This window comes from Streptomyces sp. NEAU-YJ-81 (genome assembly GCF_017592595.1).
GTDB classification, from domain to species: domain Bacteria; phylum Actinomycetota; class Actinomycetes; order Streptomycetales; family Streptomycetaceae; genus Streptomyces; species Streptomyces hygroscopicus_B.
Genome location: NZ_JAGFNO010000015.1, coordinates 135,120 through 149,839, shown reverse-complemented (window position 1 = coordinate 149,839; position 14,720 = coordinate 135,120). Strand labels below are relative to the sequence as shown.

The window sequence follows — 14,720 nt, the reverse complement described above, 5'->3', positions numbered from 1 at the left end:
GTTATGCGACTCTGAGGAATTTCTGAGATTGCTCTGACAGGCTGTCCGACGGCTATTCCGCCGGAGCCGAAACCGCGTTTTCGAGGAGGCTGTTTTGACCGCCTTGACCGACCCGGTACGCATCTCGATCGCCTGTCACGGCGGACGTGGTCACACCGCCAGGCTGGGGGAGGCCGTACGAGCCGGAGCGAGCCGGGTCCCGCACACCGAGGTCGCCTCCATCCAGGTCGACCGGATCACCGATCAGGAATGGCATCGGCTCGACGACGCCGACGCGATCATCTTCGGCGCGCCGACCTATATGGGCACGGCCTCGTCGGCCTTCCACACCTTCGCGGAGGCGAGCGCCAGACGCTGGCTCACCCGCCGCTGGCAGGACAAGCTGGCGGCGGGTTTCACCAACTCCGGCTCGATGGCCGGAGACAAGGCCGGCACCCTGAGCTATTTCGCCACCCTCGCCGCACAGCACGGCATGCTCTGGGCCAGCCTCGGCCTGCCCCCCGGTTGGAACTCCTCCTCCGGCAGCGAGTTCGACCTGAACCGGCTCGGCTTCTTCCAGGGCGCCGCCGCGCAGTCCGCGGTGGACGACAGATCGGGTGCGGTGCACAAGTCCGACCTCGCCACCGCGGAACATCTCGGGCACCGGGTCGCGGAACTCGCCCGGACCCTTGTCGCGGGCAGACGAGCGCTGGAGCCGTGAGACACCGGCCCGCGGTGCCGGCCGGGGGCGAGGGTCGCGCCGTGGCCACCTCTGCCCGGCAGTGGTGGACCGTGGCCGTGGCGGTCCTGGCGCAGACGCTGGTCCTGCTGGACAACACGGTCCTCAACGTGGCGATGGAAACCCTCGCCGATCCGGTGCACGGGCTCGGGGCGAGCTCCGCCGACCTGGCGTGGGCCAACGCCTCGTACTCGCTGGTCTTCGCCGCGGGCAGCTTCGCCGGAGGCGCTCTCGCCGACCGCTACGGTCCGCGCCGCATCCTGGTCACCGGGCTGGTACTGCTGGCCGGCGCCTCCACACTGGCCGCGTTCTCGGCCGGGGCCACGGAGCTGACCGTCACCCGTGGATTCATGGGCGCGGGCGGGGCGCTGATCACACCGGCGACGCTGGCGATCGTCACCCGCGCCAGCGCGCCGGCCGACCGGACCCGGGCGATCGCGGTCTGGGCCTCCGCGGGCGGCGCCGCCGTCGCGCTCGGACCGGTGGTGGGCGGTGCGCTGCTGACCCGGTTCTGGTGGGGCTCGGTGTTCCTGGTCAACCTTCCGGTGGTGGCGGTGTGCCTGCTCGGCGTGTGGCTCCTGGTGCCCGGGCTGCGCTACGCCGAGCGCAGGGTGCTCGACCCACTGGGCCTGGCGCTCTCCGTACTGGGGCTGGGTCTTGTGGTGTACGGCGTCATCCGGGGCGGCCGCCCGGCCGGCTGGTCGAGCCCGGCCGCGCTGCTGCCCATAGCGGTCGGTCTCGCCCTGCTGGTGACGTTCGTGATGTCGCAGAGCCGCCGAGCCACGCCGGGTTTCGATGTGCGCCTGTTCACCGAGCCGCGCTTCGCCGGCGGCACCGTGACCCTGCTGCTGCTCTTCTTCGGCCTGGCGGGGCAGCTCTTCTACTGCGCCTTCTATCTGCAGGGGGTGCACGGACTGTCGACGCTGGCCGCCGGGGCCGTGATGTCGGCCGCCGCGGGCGGCATCGTGCTCGGCAACCAGATCTCCCCGACGGTGTCCCGGCTGCTGACCGTCCGCTGGTGCGCGGTCGCCGGGATACTCCTTTCCAGCATCACCTTCGGCAGCTACGTGTTCTTCGACGCGGGCACTCCGGTGGCCTGGATCGCCGGGGTGCTCTTCGCGCAGGGCACCGGCATCGGCCTGGTGGTGGCGCCGATGACGACGGAGATGATGGCCTCTCTGCCCCCGCGGTACACCGGCGCCGGCGCGGCGATCAACGCCGCGGCCCGGCCGGTGGGCAGCACCCTCGGGGTCGCGGTGCTCGGCTCCCTGCTCGCCACCGCCTACCGCGGGGCCATCCGGCCCTCGCTCACCGATCTGCCTCCCGGGCCACGGGAGAAGGCCCTGGACTCCGCGGAGGCCACCCGGACGGTGGCGCGATCGCTGAACCACCCCGATCTCCTCGCCGCCGCGAACCGGGCCTATCTGCACGCCATGTACGTCACCGCCGCGTGGACGGCACTGCTGTCCCTGGCCGGTGCCGTCCTCGTCATCGGATATTTCCGGCCGCGACCATCAACGACGGAGGCAGGAAGTGGATATGGGGCTGCGCCATCTTCGGATCGTGCTCACCGTGGCTGAGTCGGGCAGCATCAGCCATGCGGCCGCCACTTTGCAGATCGCCCAATCCGGCCTGTCCACCCAGCTCAGACGCATTGAGCAGGAATTCGGCGGGCCGCTGTTCCGCCGCCGCCCGCACGGTGTCGAGCCGACCGAGCTCGGCGTCCATGTCCTGGGCAGAGCCCGGCAGTTGCTCGACGAGTTCGGTGATCTGCTCTCCACGGCACGGACACTGGCCCAGCCGGCCGAACCGCCGCAGGCCGTCGGTCTTGGCGGGGTGGACAACCCCTGGGTGCCCCTGATCGCCGTGCTCATCCGGGAGCGGCTGCCGCACCACGAACAGCTCACCTATCTGGAACCCTCCTCCCAGGCCGTGCTGGAGCTGCTGCGCACCGAGAAGATCGCGCTCGCGGTCATCAGCGAGTTCCCCGATGTCGTGCCGCCCCCGGTCCGCGAGTTCACCGTCCGCGACCTCGATACCGAACCGGTGCTGATCGGCCTGTCCCCCGGCCACCGGCTGGCCCATCGGCAACTGATCACCCTCGAAGAACTGGCCGAGGACACCTGGGTCGCCCCCGGCGACCGCTCCGACGGTCTCGGCCTGAGCCTGAGGATCGCCTGCGAGCGTGCGGGGTTCACCCCTCGGTTCCGGTATTTCGGCGCCGACCAGACGACCGCGGCGGCCATCGTGAGCGCCGGGAACGCGATCGGGGCCTTCTTCGCGCCGGGCGATCACTGCCCCGGGGTCGCGCTGAAACGGCTGGCGAACGGCCGGCTGTGGCGCCGGACACGGCTGGTGTGGGACGCCGAGTCGCCGCTGTCCGGGCTCGCCGAGGACCTCGACAGCGGTGCGCTCGACTGGCGCCGGCCGCAGGCATCATGAGCCGGGCCCTGGCCCCGATCGCGTCAGTGCCCGGAGATGTCCGGCCGTCTGCCTCCCGCGGAGAGACACGAGGCGATCGTCCGTTGCCGTGGGATGGTCTCCCCCACCCGCGCCGCCGGCAGCTCCACGGTGAACAGCGCACCGTGCCCCGGCCGTCCGTTGGCGGTGATCCGCCCCCCATGGCTTTCGATCACCTCGCGGGCCAGCGCCAATCCGAGCCCGAACCGTCTGCCGCGGCCGGCGGTCCCCCTGGCGAACCGCTCGAACATGCGCGTGGCCTCCTCCGGTGCGAACCCCACGCCGGTGTCGCGTACGGACAGCGACACGATGCCCGGAAGCGGGGCGTCCACGGACACCACGACCTCCCCACCGGGCGGAGTGTGCCCCATCGCGTTGTCGACCAGCGCGGAGATCACCCGGCGCAACGCCGACGTGGTGCCCATCACCACATGCCGCCCCGGCCCGCACCGAAGACGCACGGTCAGCCGCATCGCATGGGCTCTGGCGTCCTCGGCGGACACCGCCTCCTCGGCGAGCGTGGCCAGGTCGACCGGATCGCGGGATCCCGGCGACTGGGACAGCCGCGCGGACAGCAGCAGGTCGTCTATGACGTCACCGAGCTGCCGAGTTCCGGTCACCAGGCGCCGGAGGTCGGTGGCGAGCTGCTGCGGGGTGGCCGAGCCGGAGCGCCGGACCAGCAACTGGGCGCGGGTGTGCAACTGGGTCAGCGGGGTGCGCAATTCATGACTGGCGTCCGCGACGAACCGCCGCTGCCGGTCCAGTGCCTCGGAGAGCGGCCGCATCGCCCGTCGCGCGAGCATGCCGCTGGCGACGGCCACGAGCAGCAGACCGACTGCCTCGGCCGCCGCGAAGGCGAGCAGCAGATGGTTGCGGTCGGCGCGCTGGAACCGTTCACCGTAGGCCGCCTGAACGACCTCCGCACCACGCCATGCGGTGCGCACCGTGTACTCCTCGCCACCTCGCCGCACCCGTTCCAGCACCGCGGGAGCGCCCGCGCGGACCGCGGCCAGGCTGGATCTCACGGGTAGCCCGGCGGGGGTGCCGGGGGTGCTGCTGATCACTCCGTTCCGCTCCACGGTCATCCACACGCAGACCGGCGGGCTGTCGATGGTGTTGTGGTCGATCCCCCACTGGGTTTCGCGCTCCGCGTCGGCGCGTTGGGCGAACAGCATGACGCCATAGACGATGACCCCGATGATCAACATGATCACCGACATCACCAGCGAGATGCGCCGGGTTATCGTCCACTGGGCGGAGGAGAGCCTCCGCCGCTCGGGGCTCGGCGCCGTGCGGCGGGGGAAACGGATCGGAATCGAATTCACAGCGTCCCCATCTGGTAGCCGCGCCCGCGCACGGTGCGGACGACGGCGCGGCCCAGTTTCCGCCGCAGGTAGTAGACATAGGTGTCGACAATGGACTCCGCCGAGGTATCGGGAAACACCCGCTCGCGAAGGTGTGAACGGTCGTGCACGATCTTGGGACCTTCGGCGAGCGCGTGGAGCAGGCCGAATTCCCGCAAGGACAGTTCGATGCCCGTGCCGTCGGCAAGGCGGACCTCGCGGCGCCGCAGGTCCAGCTCTCCGTCGCCGAGCGGCAGGATTTCGGCGCCCGAGAGGTCGCGCCGGTGCAGCGCCCGCACCCTGGCCAGCAGTTCGTCCACTTCGAAGGGCTTGACCAGATAGTCGTCCGCGCCGGAATCGAGGCCGGTGACCCGCTCGCCGAGTTCGCCCAGCGCGGTCAGTACCAGGACCCGGGTGGTAACACCGACCCGCCGTAATCGTTTCACCAGGTCCAGGCCCTCGATGCCCGGAAGCATGCGGTCGATGACCATCACCTGATGTCTTCGGCTGAGACCGAGATGAAGCCCCCGGTGGCCGTCGAATGCCACATCGACGTCGTAGCCCTCTGAGCTGAACAATTCGGCCAGCATGTCTGCGGTTTCCCGGTCGTCTTCGATCAGTAACAGCCGTTGCTGATCCGCAGTCGACCGGTCTATATCGGCTGGGTAGATCATTCGCTCATCTTGACAGTCCGGATGTGGGCGCAGCGCGTCGTATCTCGGCCGTCGGGCGACGGGTCCAAAGGGCTTCAGATCCCTCGCGATAGGGCCGAAGTCACCGCAATCGGCGCCGGTGCGACATCAGGGGTTGCTGAACAGGGTGCACGCCCGGATCCGCGAGATGGTTATGGCTGGTGATGATCAGCCGCCTGCCGCCGCTCCCCGGGGTCAGGCTGCGGACCTGGGCGACGGTCCACTCGACGGTGTCCGTCGCCGATGGCTAGAACCGCGGCATTCCGGAGGGCGGTTCCGGGATCGCGCGCCGCGCCGTCACCGCCTCGATGAACTCTCGTGGCGGGAGGTAGCCGTGGGCGATGACGTAGTGGAGGACGAGATTGGGGGCGATGAGCCACCTGCCGTCCCGGGCCAGGACCCTGATCTCGGCGCTGCCGAGGGTGACCTCGGTGCCGCCGACGTCCACCACGACGGGATAGGGCGGCTTCCCCTCGGGATGCGCAAGTGTGCAGTTCTGCCAACCCCTCGTGCGATGGGTGGAGTTGTCCCGGCACAGGACCGCGAGCGCGTGGACGAACTCCGTGGGCACCTGACCGCGGGGGAACTCGTCCTGATGCTCCAGCCACCCGACATTGACCGCGTGGAAGCCCTGGGGCACCCCGATGCCGGGGGTGTATGCGTAAGGGGATCCGTCCTCGTACCGCACCGCGTGTTCCTCTCGTGCTCGAAGGGCCCGGTGGCCGCTATCCCGGCGACGGTACGGTGTGGATCCCTTCCACCGCACACCTCACACCTCACACCGCACACCGCGCTACGGCACCCCGCACACCGACCGGGTCAGCGCGCCAGCCGCCCCAGCAGCGAGGAGGCCGCCGTGATACCGGCCGCGGCGGCCAGGACCAGGACGGCATAGTCGAGCGCGAGGTGGTCCGGAGTGCCCAGCAGCAGCCCGCGCAACGCATCGACCTGGTAGCTCAGCGGATTGGCGGTGCTGACGGCCTGGAGCCAGCCGGGCATGAGCGCCACCGGGTACAGCGCGTTGGAGCCGAAGAACAGCGGCATGGTGATGGCCTGCCCGATGCCCATCAGCCGGTCGCGGGTGAGCACGATCCCGGCGATGGTCATCGACAGGCAGGAGAAGAAGGCCGAGCCCAGGATCACCGCGACGGCCACCCCGAGGAGCCGCAGCGGATTCCAGGTGAGCGCCACTCCGAGCAGCGCCGCGATGGCGATCACCACGACCGCCTGGATCAGCGCCTTCACCCCGGAGGCGAATGCCTTGCCGGTGATCAGGGCGGCTCGCGGGGTGGGGGTGACCAGCAGTTTGGTGAGGATGCCGGCGTCCCGCTCCCAGATGATCTGGATCCCGTAGAAGATGGCGATGAACATCGCGGACTGGGCGATGATGCCGGGCGCGAGATAGTCGATATACGGCGTGCCACCGGTCGGTATGGCCTTGAGCCGGGTGAAGGTCTCGCCGAAGATCAGCAGCCAGAGGGCGGGCTGGATGGCCCGGGTGTACAGCTCGGTGCGGTCGTGCCGCAGCTTCTGCAGCTCGACCACGCACATCGCGACGACCCGCGCGGGCAGCACCCGCCAGCCGGTGCGGGCGCGCGGCGGGGTCAGCAGCGGATCGGGCCGTCCGTCCGGGACGAGCCCGGCGGCATCAGCCGACCCGGGACGCGGTGCGACGGGTGCTTCGGACATCGCGGAAATCTCCTCCCTGCTCGTCGAGGCCGCTTCCGGCGACGTCCCGGAAGACGTCCTCCAGAGTGGGCTTCGGATCGGCCTCGCCCTCCGCCCGGCGGCGGCCGGCCAGCTCGGAGCGCAGCTCGCCGGGCGTGCCGAGTGCGTGAATCCGGCCGCGGTGCATCAGCGCGACCCGGTCGCAGTACTGGTCGGCCTCGTCCATGTAGTGCGTGGTGACCAGCACGGTCATCCCGGTGGCCGCCCGTACCGCGTTGATGTGCTCCCACACGCTGGTCCGGGCGATCGGGTCCAGGCCGATCGTCGGCTCGTCCAGCATCAGCAGCCGGGGCGCGCTGACCAGGGCCTGGGCCAGCTCCAGACGGCGGACCATGCCGCCGGAGTACGTTTTGGCGAGCCGGTCGGCCGCCGGGGTGAGGTCCACCGCCTCCAGCACCCGCGCCACGCGGTCGGCCCGCTCCCGGCGGGTGACGTCGAAGACGCGGGCGAACAGCTCCACGTTCTCCCGGCCGGTGAGCCCGGCGTCGGCGGACAACTGCTGCGGTACGTAGCCCAGCAGCCGGCGGACCGCCATCCGCTCCTTCGCCGCGTCGTGCCCGAATACCCGCACCATGCCGGCGGGGACCGGCAGCAGTGTGGTGATGCAGCGGATCGCGGTGGTCTTGCCCGCTCCGTTGGGTCCGAGCAGCCCGAAGACCTCGCCCGCCCGGACCGACAGCTCCAGGTCGTCGACCGCCTTGGTCTCCCCGAACGCGTACCGCAGACCCTCGCAGACGAGCGCGACCGGAGCCGTGCTCTCCGGGGCGTCGGTCATATCCCTTCCACCTCCTCATGCAGGTTCTCGGCCAGTTTGCGCAGCGCCGGAACGGCCGCGGCCAGCGCCGCCCGGTCGCTCTCCGACAGCCGCGCCACCTGCTCGCGGACCAGTGCGCCACGCCGTGCCTGCCACTCCCGCAGCCGGGTCTCGGCCGCGGCGGTGGTCGTCAGCCGCGCGGAGCGCCGGTCCTCGGGATCGGTCTCGCGGTGCAGGTAGCCCGCCTTCACCAGCTGGTTGACCAGGGTGGAGACCGAGTTGCCCGCGAGGTAGAGCTCCTTGGCCGCGGCCGACACCCGGATCCCGGGCTGGGCCATGACCAGCCGCAACAGCTCCACCTGGGCGCCGCGCAGCCGCGGCTCCGCCATCCCGGCCCGCAGCCGCCGCCGGATCAGCCGCTGGACGCCGCCCAGCACATCGGCGAACGAATCAGGGAACTCCTCTGTGGCCATGTCTCCACTTTACCTCTCAGTGAGAGGTAATTTTCAAGCCCCCGAACCAGTCGAGGTCCGGCAGCTCACCTCACAAGAAGCACACAAAACCATCCCCTACCGTCTGCCGTGCCCGCAGAAGTGAAGATCGTCCAGGGATGGCGCCGTTCGCCAACTCGACGCCGGACGAGATCGCCGACTGGGTGGCGTACATGAACGCACCGCAGGGGACGACGTCAGCGCTACTGGATGAGCGCCGATGGCCCTCCGCCGCGGTCAGCAACGCCGAGGTATCCACTCGGGAGACACCGCTGGGCTCCTCCTACGAGGAACTGGCGACGAATGCCACCGTCGACAGGGACGGAATTCTCAACGTCCTCGTCGTCAATCGCTCACCGGAGTCCCACGCCACGGCCCATGGCGACTCCCTGACCTGGACGTTCCTGGCACACTCGGTCTCGATACTTCGATTCTCACCGGAAAAAGCAGCAGTGACATCGAGTGATAGGAAGAGGACTTCCCATGTGTGACCCCGCCATGCTACCGACCATCGATTTCACCCATCACGACTTCGAAGCCGAAGCCCTTGTCGTACGCACGGATTACTCGGACGACGCAGCGTGGCGGACAGTCGTCGACCTGCTCAACCAGCTCGACGACAACGGTTTCGAGGTGCGCACCTTCCTGGTCGACGACCGTGCGTTCGCCGGGGCGAGTCCGGACGACGTGCTATCCGCTGTCGCCGTCGAACCCGCGCTCGAAGTCGTGTTCTTGGCCGATGCCGCCACCATGACCGGCGACCACCCCCTGCTCGCGGTTTCGACCAGAAGCCAGGAGCTGGAGGACGGAGACATGGCGCTCGACCGCGAGTTCCGCCTTTCGCCGCCGGATGTCAATTTGATGCATGTGAACCTGGCCATCGGACATATGGACTTCTGGGAATTCGCCTATCACGCGGCACGCTCCGCGGATCGCATCCTCCGCCTGTGATCGCGTCCGGCCCATTGCCGGATGCCCCTCACACACAGACTCGGCAGAGGGCGGTAGCGGCGCTGAAGGAGCGCCTGCCTGCCGATCGGGTCATCACCGCGGGTCCCGAGTACGCGGCATGGCCGGGCTGACCCTGGGCGGCGGATACGGCCCGCTGGGCGGCCGATTCGGCCTCGTCGCGGACAACTTGACGGGCGCCGAGGTCGTGCTGGCCGACGGATCCGGTGAAGGACAACGTCGACCCGGACGCCATGTTCCAGGGGATTCCCCTGCCGATGACGGCCCCCGGGCGCTGAGCCACACGTGACAAATGACCGGGTGTCCCTGGTAAGCGGCTGACGCCAGGGTCCGCTCCCCACCCACCCCACGGCCCGGACGGTCGACCGTCCGGGCCTCCACCCAGGAGGTCCACCGAGCCCATCTCACCGACGACTTCGTGGCCCGGTTGACCGGAGTGCCGGACGCCGAGCTCTCCAGGACGGGACCCTTGTGGAGCTGATCCAGCCTCCGGGCCCGGGTGCCGACAGCTGACGAGGCGCCTGAAGGCACGTCACCACCGTGTTGCGGAGAGGTTTCCCGCCGTGTCCGGCGAGGAGGATGCGTTACGGCCCCGCGTCATATCCATCCAACGTATTGACATAGCAATTGGTTGAGATCACTCTCTTCGCATGGCCGAACGTGACCTTCCGCTGTACGAACAGATCCGCAGGGAGCTGGAGGGAAACATCCGGGACGGCCGGTGGGCACCCGGGACCCGGGTGCCCACCGAAGCCGAGCTCGGAGAACGGTTCGGCGTCTCGCGAATCACCGTGCAGCGCGCGCTGCGCGACCTCGCGGACGCCGGGCTGGTCGTCCGGTACCGCAGGCACGGCACGTTTGTCGCGCAGACCACCGATGAGGAGAATCTGCTCCGCTCCGCGGGCGTGCTGACCAGCGGGCCGGAAACCCACGGCGACCACCGGGTGATCAGCGCCAAGGTCCTGCCCGCGGGCGGCGCGGCCCTGCGGCTGCCCGGCCTGGACGACAACGACGCCGTCGTACAACTCGATCGCCACAAGCTGAGCGCGGACGGCAGCCGCGTGACCGGCACGGAACTCGCCGTGCTGCCCTTCCGGTTCGCCCCCGACCTGCTGGACCAGGACCTGGTCACCATCACGAGCCATATGTACCTCCGCGACCGCGGAGTGCCCCTGCAACGCTCACGGCTCTACGTGGAGCCGTACTCCCTGGACGAGGAGCACGCCGAGCTCTTCGGCCTGAAACCGGGTACCGCGGTCTTCCGCTGGCTGCGCGTCACCTGGACGGAGAACGACGAGGTGGTCGAACACCTCGAAATCATCCTGCCGACCGACACTTCCCGCTTCTACGTGGAGACCTCGCTCCCCGGCCCGCTCGGCTGACCCCGTTCGCCCCCGTACCCCGCTCTCACTTTCCTCGCCCCCTCGCGCTCCGCGCTACGCCCCGGCCCCCCCATCGATTCACCCTCCCTCCCGCCTCCTCCGGTCGCGGGAACGGCACTTCCATCCCTCATCCCAGGAGGTAGCCATGGATTCACCCCGATCAGCCCTGCCCGCCCTGTGCGCCATGTCCAGTGCCCTCGCCCTCACCGTCGCCCTCACCGGCTGTGGCTCGCCCAATCCCTCCGCCGGTGGCGGCAAGGGGGGCGCCCTGGTGGTGGCCGGCTACGGCGGCTCGTTCGAGACGGCGTTCCGCGACTCGGTGCTGCCCGCGTTCGAGAAGAGCTGCGGTTGCAAGGTCACCTATATCCCCGGCTCCTCCACCGACACCGTCGCCAAGCTCAAGGCGCAGCGCGCCAACCCGCAGATCGACGTCGCGCTGGTCGACGACGGCCCCCAGGCGCAGGCGCTGGAGGCCGGACTGCTCGCGTCGATCGACACCAAGGTGGTGCCGGTGGACGATGTGGTGCCGATCGCCCGGATGGAGAACAACTCGGGGGTCGGGTTCGGGCTGACGGCCACGGGCATCGCCTACAACCCCGAGTGGTTCGAGGATCACGGCATCCCCAAGCCCACCACCTGGGAGGACCTGGCCAACCCCAAGCTCAAGGACAAGGTGGTCCTCCCGTCGATCACCAACACCTACGGGGTGGGGCTGCTGGTCGGCGCGTCCAAGGCGAACGGCGGCTCGGAGAAGGACGTCGACCCCGGCCTGACGGCCGTCAAGAAGATCGCCGCGAACGCGGCGACGTTCGACACCACCGCCGATGTGTCCAACTACTTCCTCCAGGGCCAGGCCGCCGCCTCGGTGTGGGGGGTGTCGCGGACCTCGACGCTCGCGGAGAAGGACTTCCCGATCGAGTTCGCCTACCCGAAGGACGGTGCCATCGGCCTGGTGACCACGGCGAACGTGGTGAAGAAGGCACCGCATGAGGAGGTGGCCCAGAAGTTCGTCGCCCATCTGCTGGAGCCATCCGTCCAGCAGGCGCTGGCCAAGGCGACCTACGACGGTTCGGTGGTCCAGGGCGTCAAGGAGGACCCCGCCCTGAAGAACAAGGTCGTCAGCGCCGACAAGGCGGACTCCCTGCTGAGGCTCGACTGGAAGACCATCAACAAGAACCGCTCCGCCTGGACCGACAAGTGGAACAAGCAGGTGGAGAGCAAGTGACCGCGGGGACGGAAACCGTGGGCAAGGAGGCCCCGCCGGCCGGGCCGGACACCGCCACACGGGCAGCGAGCACCCGCGGGCGGCTGGTCCTGAAGGGAATCCACAAGGCGCTGGGCGGTAAGGAGGTCGTACGCGGTATCGACCTGACGATGGAGCCCGGTGAGTTCCTCACCCTGCTCGGTCCGTCGGGATGTGGCAAGAGCACCACGCTGAACATGGTGGCGGGCCATCTGCTGCCCGACTCCGGCGTGGTGGAGGTGGACGGCCGCGACATCACCCGGCTCCCCGCGAACCGGCGGGCCATGGGCATGGTCTTCCAGTCCTACGCCCTGTTCCCGCATATGACGGTGGCGGAGAACATCGCGTTCGGCCTGCGGATGCGCAAGGTCGGGGCCGCCCAGCGCAGGCGCAGGGCGGCCGAGGCCCTGGAGCTGGTGGGGCTCGACGGCATGGGCGAGCGCTATCCGCGCCAGCTCTCCGGCGGGCAGCGCCAGCGCACGGCCCTGGCCAGGGCGCTGATCGTGGAACCCGACCTGCTGCTGCTCGACGAGCCGTTCTCCAACCTCGACGCCCAGCTCAGGGTGCGCCTGCGCGAGGAGGTCGCCGCCCTCCAGCGCCGGGTGGGCACCACCACGATTCTGGTGACCCACGATCAGGACGAGGCGCTCGCGGTGTCGGACCGGATCGCGGTGATGGCCGAGGGGACGATCCATCAGCTGGACGCCCCCGAGACCGTGTATCTGCGTCCGGCCACGGACTTCGTGGCGCAGTTCGTCGGCGAGGTCAACGTCCTCGATGGGATCGCGGCGGGGGCGGTCGCCGATGGGCACCGCTGCCGGATCGGTGACACGCATCTCGTCACGGCGACACCGGTCGGCACCGCGCCGGGCGACGGCGAGGCGGTACGGCTCTATGTGCGGCCGGAGGCCGTGCGGGTGCTGGCCGTGCCCGAGAAGGGCCGCTCGGACAGGACACCCATCGACAACGCGACGCAGCCGGGACTTCCCGGCGCCGTCGAGGCCACCCGCTTCCTCGGCACCCGCATCCGCTGCGTCGTGGCCACGGCCGCGGGACGCGTCGAGGCCACGCTGCCGTTCGGTTCCGAGGTGCCCCGGTTGGGCGAGGAGGTGATCTGCGCATGGCAGCCACAGCACGCATCGCTGACGGCCCGGCCCTGAGGCCCGACGGCGCCACGCCGACCCCGAAGGTTTCCCAGCCGGTCAAGGCGCGCGGCCGCTGGCGGACCGGACTGCTGCTGGCCTCCCCCGCCATCGCCGTACTCGCCCTGCTCTTCATCGCACCGCTGTTCATGCTGGTGTACAACAGCTTCCGCACCCAGGCGGGCGATCCCACGCTGCAGAACTACACACGGTTCCTCGGGGACTCCTTCTACCGGGACGTGCTGTGGCACACCCTGTGGATCGGCGCGCTGACCACCCTCGGCTGCCTCGTCGTGGGCTACCCGTTCGCCGTCTATCTGCGCGGACGCTCGCCCCGGGCGCGCAACTACCTCTCCCTCGTGCTGCTGTCGCCGCTGCTCATCTCCATGGTGACCAGGGCGTACGGGTGGCTGGTGCTGCTCGGGCCGAAGGGACCGATCGCGGACGGGTTCCACGCCGTGGGCCTGGACGCGCCGAAGATGCTGTACAACGACACCGCGGTCGTCGTCGGCATGGTGCATGTGATGCTCGCCTATATGGTGCTCCCGCTGATGGGCAGCCTGGACCGGATCGACCCGGCCCTCACGCCCGCGGCCAAGGGCCTGGGGGCGAGCGGCTGGACATGCTTCTGGCGGATCACCGTCCCGCTGTCCTTGCCGGGGATGCTCGCCGGTTCGCTGATCGTGTTCAGCCTGACCGTCTCCAGCTTCGTCACCCCGGCGATTCTGGGCGGGCCCACGGTGAAGCTGATGCCGTACTTCGTCTACACCGAGGCGACATCCAACCTGAACTGGCCGTATGCGGCGGCGATCGGCTTCGTGCTGATCGTGGTGACGACGATTCTGACGGCCGTGTACGCCCGGCTGCTGCGCGGGCGTGGTGGCAAGGAGGTGTTCGCGTGAACACGGCAACGGCAACCACATCGGCGACGAACAAGGCGGCGGCCGGGGCCGGGGACAAGCCGATCGCCGCGGGCGTGGGCGAGCGCGCGAGGCGCCTGCTCGGAGCCGCGTTCGCCGCGCTCGTCGGGCTGTTCCTGCTGGCGCCCGTACTGGTGACCATCGCCTCGTCGCTCACCACGACCAGCTATGTCACCTTCCCGCCCAAGGGGCTGACCCTGCACTGGTACGCGGAGCTGCTGAACCGCCCCGAATTCCTGGACTCCTTCCTGCTCAGCATTGGTGTCGCGGCAGGAGCGGCGGTGGTGTCCACGGCGCTCGGTCTCGCGGCGGGGCTGGCCATTCACCGCTACCCGTTCCCGGGGAAGTCGGTGCTGGACAGGCTGTTCTCGAGTGCGTTCGCCGTGCCGACGATCGTGCTCGGCATCGGGCTGCTCCAGTGGTACGCCCAGCTCGGCATGGCGTCCAGCCCGCTCACCCTGCTGCTGGCACACCTGGTGCTGACCGTCCCGTACACGGTGCGCCTGGTCCTGGCCGGTCTCGCCGGGCTCGACCGGTCGGCGGAGCTGGCCGCCGCCGGTCTGGGCGCGAAGGCGCCGCAGGTGTTCTGGCATGTGACGCTGCCCGCCGTGCGCGGGCCGCTGATCGCGGGGGCGTTCTTCGCCCTGATCACGTCCTTCGACGACCTGACGATCGCGCTGTTCGTGGTGACCACGGATATGCAGACCCTGCCGGTGCGGATCTTCAACTACCTCCAGTACAACTACGACCCGACCGTGACCGCCGTCGGCACCGTGATGGTGCTTTTCGCCGCGGTGGCCGTCGTCATCATCGAGCGCGTCGTCGGCGTCGCTCATCTCTTCGGGGCCGACCCCGAGCAGTGACCTCGTGTAGTGACC

At 69.6% G+C, this 14,720-nt stretch carries 16 protein-coding genes; 10 read left to right on the top strand and 6 right to left on the bottom strand.

Annotated features, from left to right (window positions below; all coding sequences use genetic code 11):
* Window positions 1-103 precede the first annotated feature (103 nt).
* From J5X86_RS28530 to J5X86_RS28520, 3 genes are read left to right on the top strand one after another with little or no spacing between them, the layout of a single operon-like run.
* On the top strand, window positions 104-700 hold the full coding sequence (locus tag J5X86_RS28530; RefSeq protein WP_208519631.1) for a flavodoxin family protein: 597 nt from the start codon (window positions 104-106) through the stop codon (window positions 698-700).
* A gap of 41 nt (window positions 701-741) precedes the next feature.
* Window positions 742-2,298 carry an MFS transporter gene (locus tag J5X86_RS28525; protein WP_208519578.1) on the top strand — a complete coding sequence of 519 codons (1,557 nt, stop codon included), beginning with the start codon at window positions 742-744 and terminating at the stop codon, window positions 2,296-2,298.
* Window positions 2,282-3,160, top strand: coding sequence for a LysR family transcriptional regulator (locus J5X86_RS28520; RefSeq protein ID WP_208519577.1), 879 nt, complete (start codon window positions 2,282-2,284; stop codon window positions 3,158-3,160). The genes J5X86_RS28525 and J5X86_RS28520 overlap by 17 nt, the downstream gene beginning before the upstream one ends.
* A 23-nt stretch (window positions 3,161-3,183) precedes the next feature.
* Here J5X86_RS28520 and J5X86_RS52565 read toward each other — a convergent pair whose 3' ends face one another.
* From J5X86_RS52565 to J5X86_RS28490, 6 genes are all read right to left on the bottom strand, one after another.
* A complete protein-coding gene (locus tag J5X86_RS52565; protein WP_208519576.1) occupies window positions 3,184-4,503 on the bottom strand; it encodes a cell wall metabolism sensor histidine kinase WalK in 1,320 nt (439 codons plus the stop codon).
* On the bottom strand, window positions 4,500-5,195 hold the full coding sequence (locus tag J5X86_RS28510; RefSeq protein WP_208519575.1) for a response regulator transcription factor: 696 nt from the start codon (window positions 5,193-5,195) through the stop codon (window positions 4,500-4,502). Before J5X86_RS28510 ends, J5X86_RS52565 begins: the two co-directional genes overlap by 4 nt.
* Before the next feature lie 265 nt (window positions 5,196-5,460).
* Window positions 5,461-5,901: a hypothetical protein gene (locus J5X86_RS28505; RefSeq protein ID WP_208519574.1), complete on the bottom strand. Its 441-nt coding sequence runs from the start codon at window positions 5,899-5,901 to the stop codon at window positions 5,461-5,463.
* A gap of 131 nt (window positions 5,902-6,032) precedes the next feature.
* Window positions 6,033-6,902, bottom strand: a complete 870-nt coding sequence (locus J5X86_RS28500) for an ABC transporter permease (RefSeq protein ID WP_078646294.1) — start codon at window positions 6,900-6,902, stop codon at window positions 6,033-6,035.
* Window positions 6,862-7,716: an ABC transporter ATP-binding protein gene (locus J5X86_RS28495; protein ID WP_208519573.1), complete on the bottom strand. Its 855-nt coding sequence runs from the start codon at window positions 7,714-7,716 to the stop codon at window positions 6,862-6,864. Before J5X86_RS28495 ends, J5X86_RS28500 begins: the two co-directional genes overlap by 41 nt.
* Window positions 7,713-8,168: a MarR family winged helix-turn-helix transcriptional regulator gene (locus tag J5X86_RS28490; RefSeq protein ID WP_208519572.1), complete on the bottom strand. Its 456-nt coding sequence runs from the start codon at window positions 8,166-8,168 to the stop codon at window positions 7,713-7,715. The genes J5X86_RS28495 and J5X86_RS28490 overlap by 4 nt, the downstream gene beginning before the upstream one ends.
* A gap of 137 nt (window positions 8,169-8,305) precedes the next feature.
* Between J5X86_RS28490 and J5X86_RS28485 the strand changes: the two genes are divergently transcribed.
* The 7 genes from J5X86_RS28485 to J5X86_RS52560 all read left to right on the top strand — a co-directional run bounded on the left by J5X86_RS28485 (window position 8,306) and on the right by J5X86_RS52560 (window position 14,705).
* The gene (locus tag J5X86_RS28485) at window positions 8,306-8,677 is read left to right on the top strand and encodes a hypothetical protein (protein ID WP_208519571.1); all 372 of its coding nucleotides are present in this window, start codon (window positions 8,306-8,308) and stop codon (window positions 8,675-8,677) included.
* Window positions 8,678-8,684: 7 nt separating this feature from the next.
* Window positions 8,685-9,137, top strand: a complete 453-nt coding sequence (locus J5X86_RS28480; RefSeq protein WP_208519570.1) for a hypothetical protein — start codon at window positions 8,685-8,687, stop codon at window positions 9,135-9,137.
* A 668-nt stretch (window positions 9,138-9,805) separates the two neighbouring features.
* Window positions 9,806-10,537, top strand: coding sequence for a GntR family transcriptional regulator (locus J5X86_RS28475; protein ID WP_208519569.1), 732 nt, complete (start codon window positions 9,806-9,808; stop codon window positions 10,535-10,537).
* Between the two features lie 145 nt (window positions 10,538-10,682).
* Complete coding sequence (locus J5X86_RS28470; protein WP_208519568.1) at window positions 10,683-11,762, top strand: ABC transporter substrate-binding protein; 1,080 nt, start codon at window positions 10,683-10,685, stop codon at window positions 11,760-11,762.
* The gene (locus tag J5X86_RS28465; RefSeq protein ID WP_208519567.1) at window positions 11,759-12,940 is read left to right on the top strand and encodes an ABC transporter ATP-binding protein; all 1,182 of its coding nucleotides are present in this window, start codon (window positions 11,759-11,761) and stop codon (window positions 12,938-12,940) included. Before J5X86_RS28470 ends, J5X86_RS28465 begins: the two co-directional genes overlap by 4 nt.
* Window positions 12,901-13,824: an ABC transporter permease gene (locus J5X86_RS28460; protein WP_208519566.1), complete on the top strand. Its 924-nt coding sequence runs from the start codon at window positions 12,901-12,903 to the stop codon at window positions 13,822-13,824. The genes J5X86_RS28465 and J5X86_RS28460 overlap by 40 nt, the downstream gene beginning before the upstream one ends.
* On the top strand, window positions 13,821-14,705 hold the full coding sequence (locus J5X86_RS52560) for an ABC transporter permease (protein WP_208519565.1): 885 nt from the start codon (window positions 13,821-13,823) through the stop codon (window positions 14,703-14,705). Before J5X86_RS28460 ends, J5X86_RS52560 begins: the two co-directional genes overlap by 4 nt.
* The last annotated feature ends 15 nt before the right edge of the window (window positions 14,706-14,720 follow it).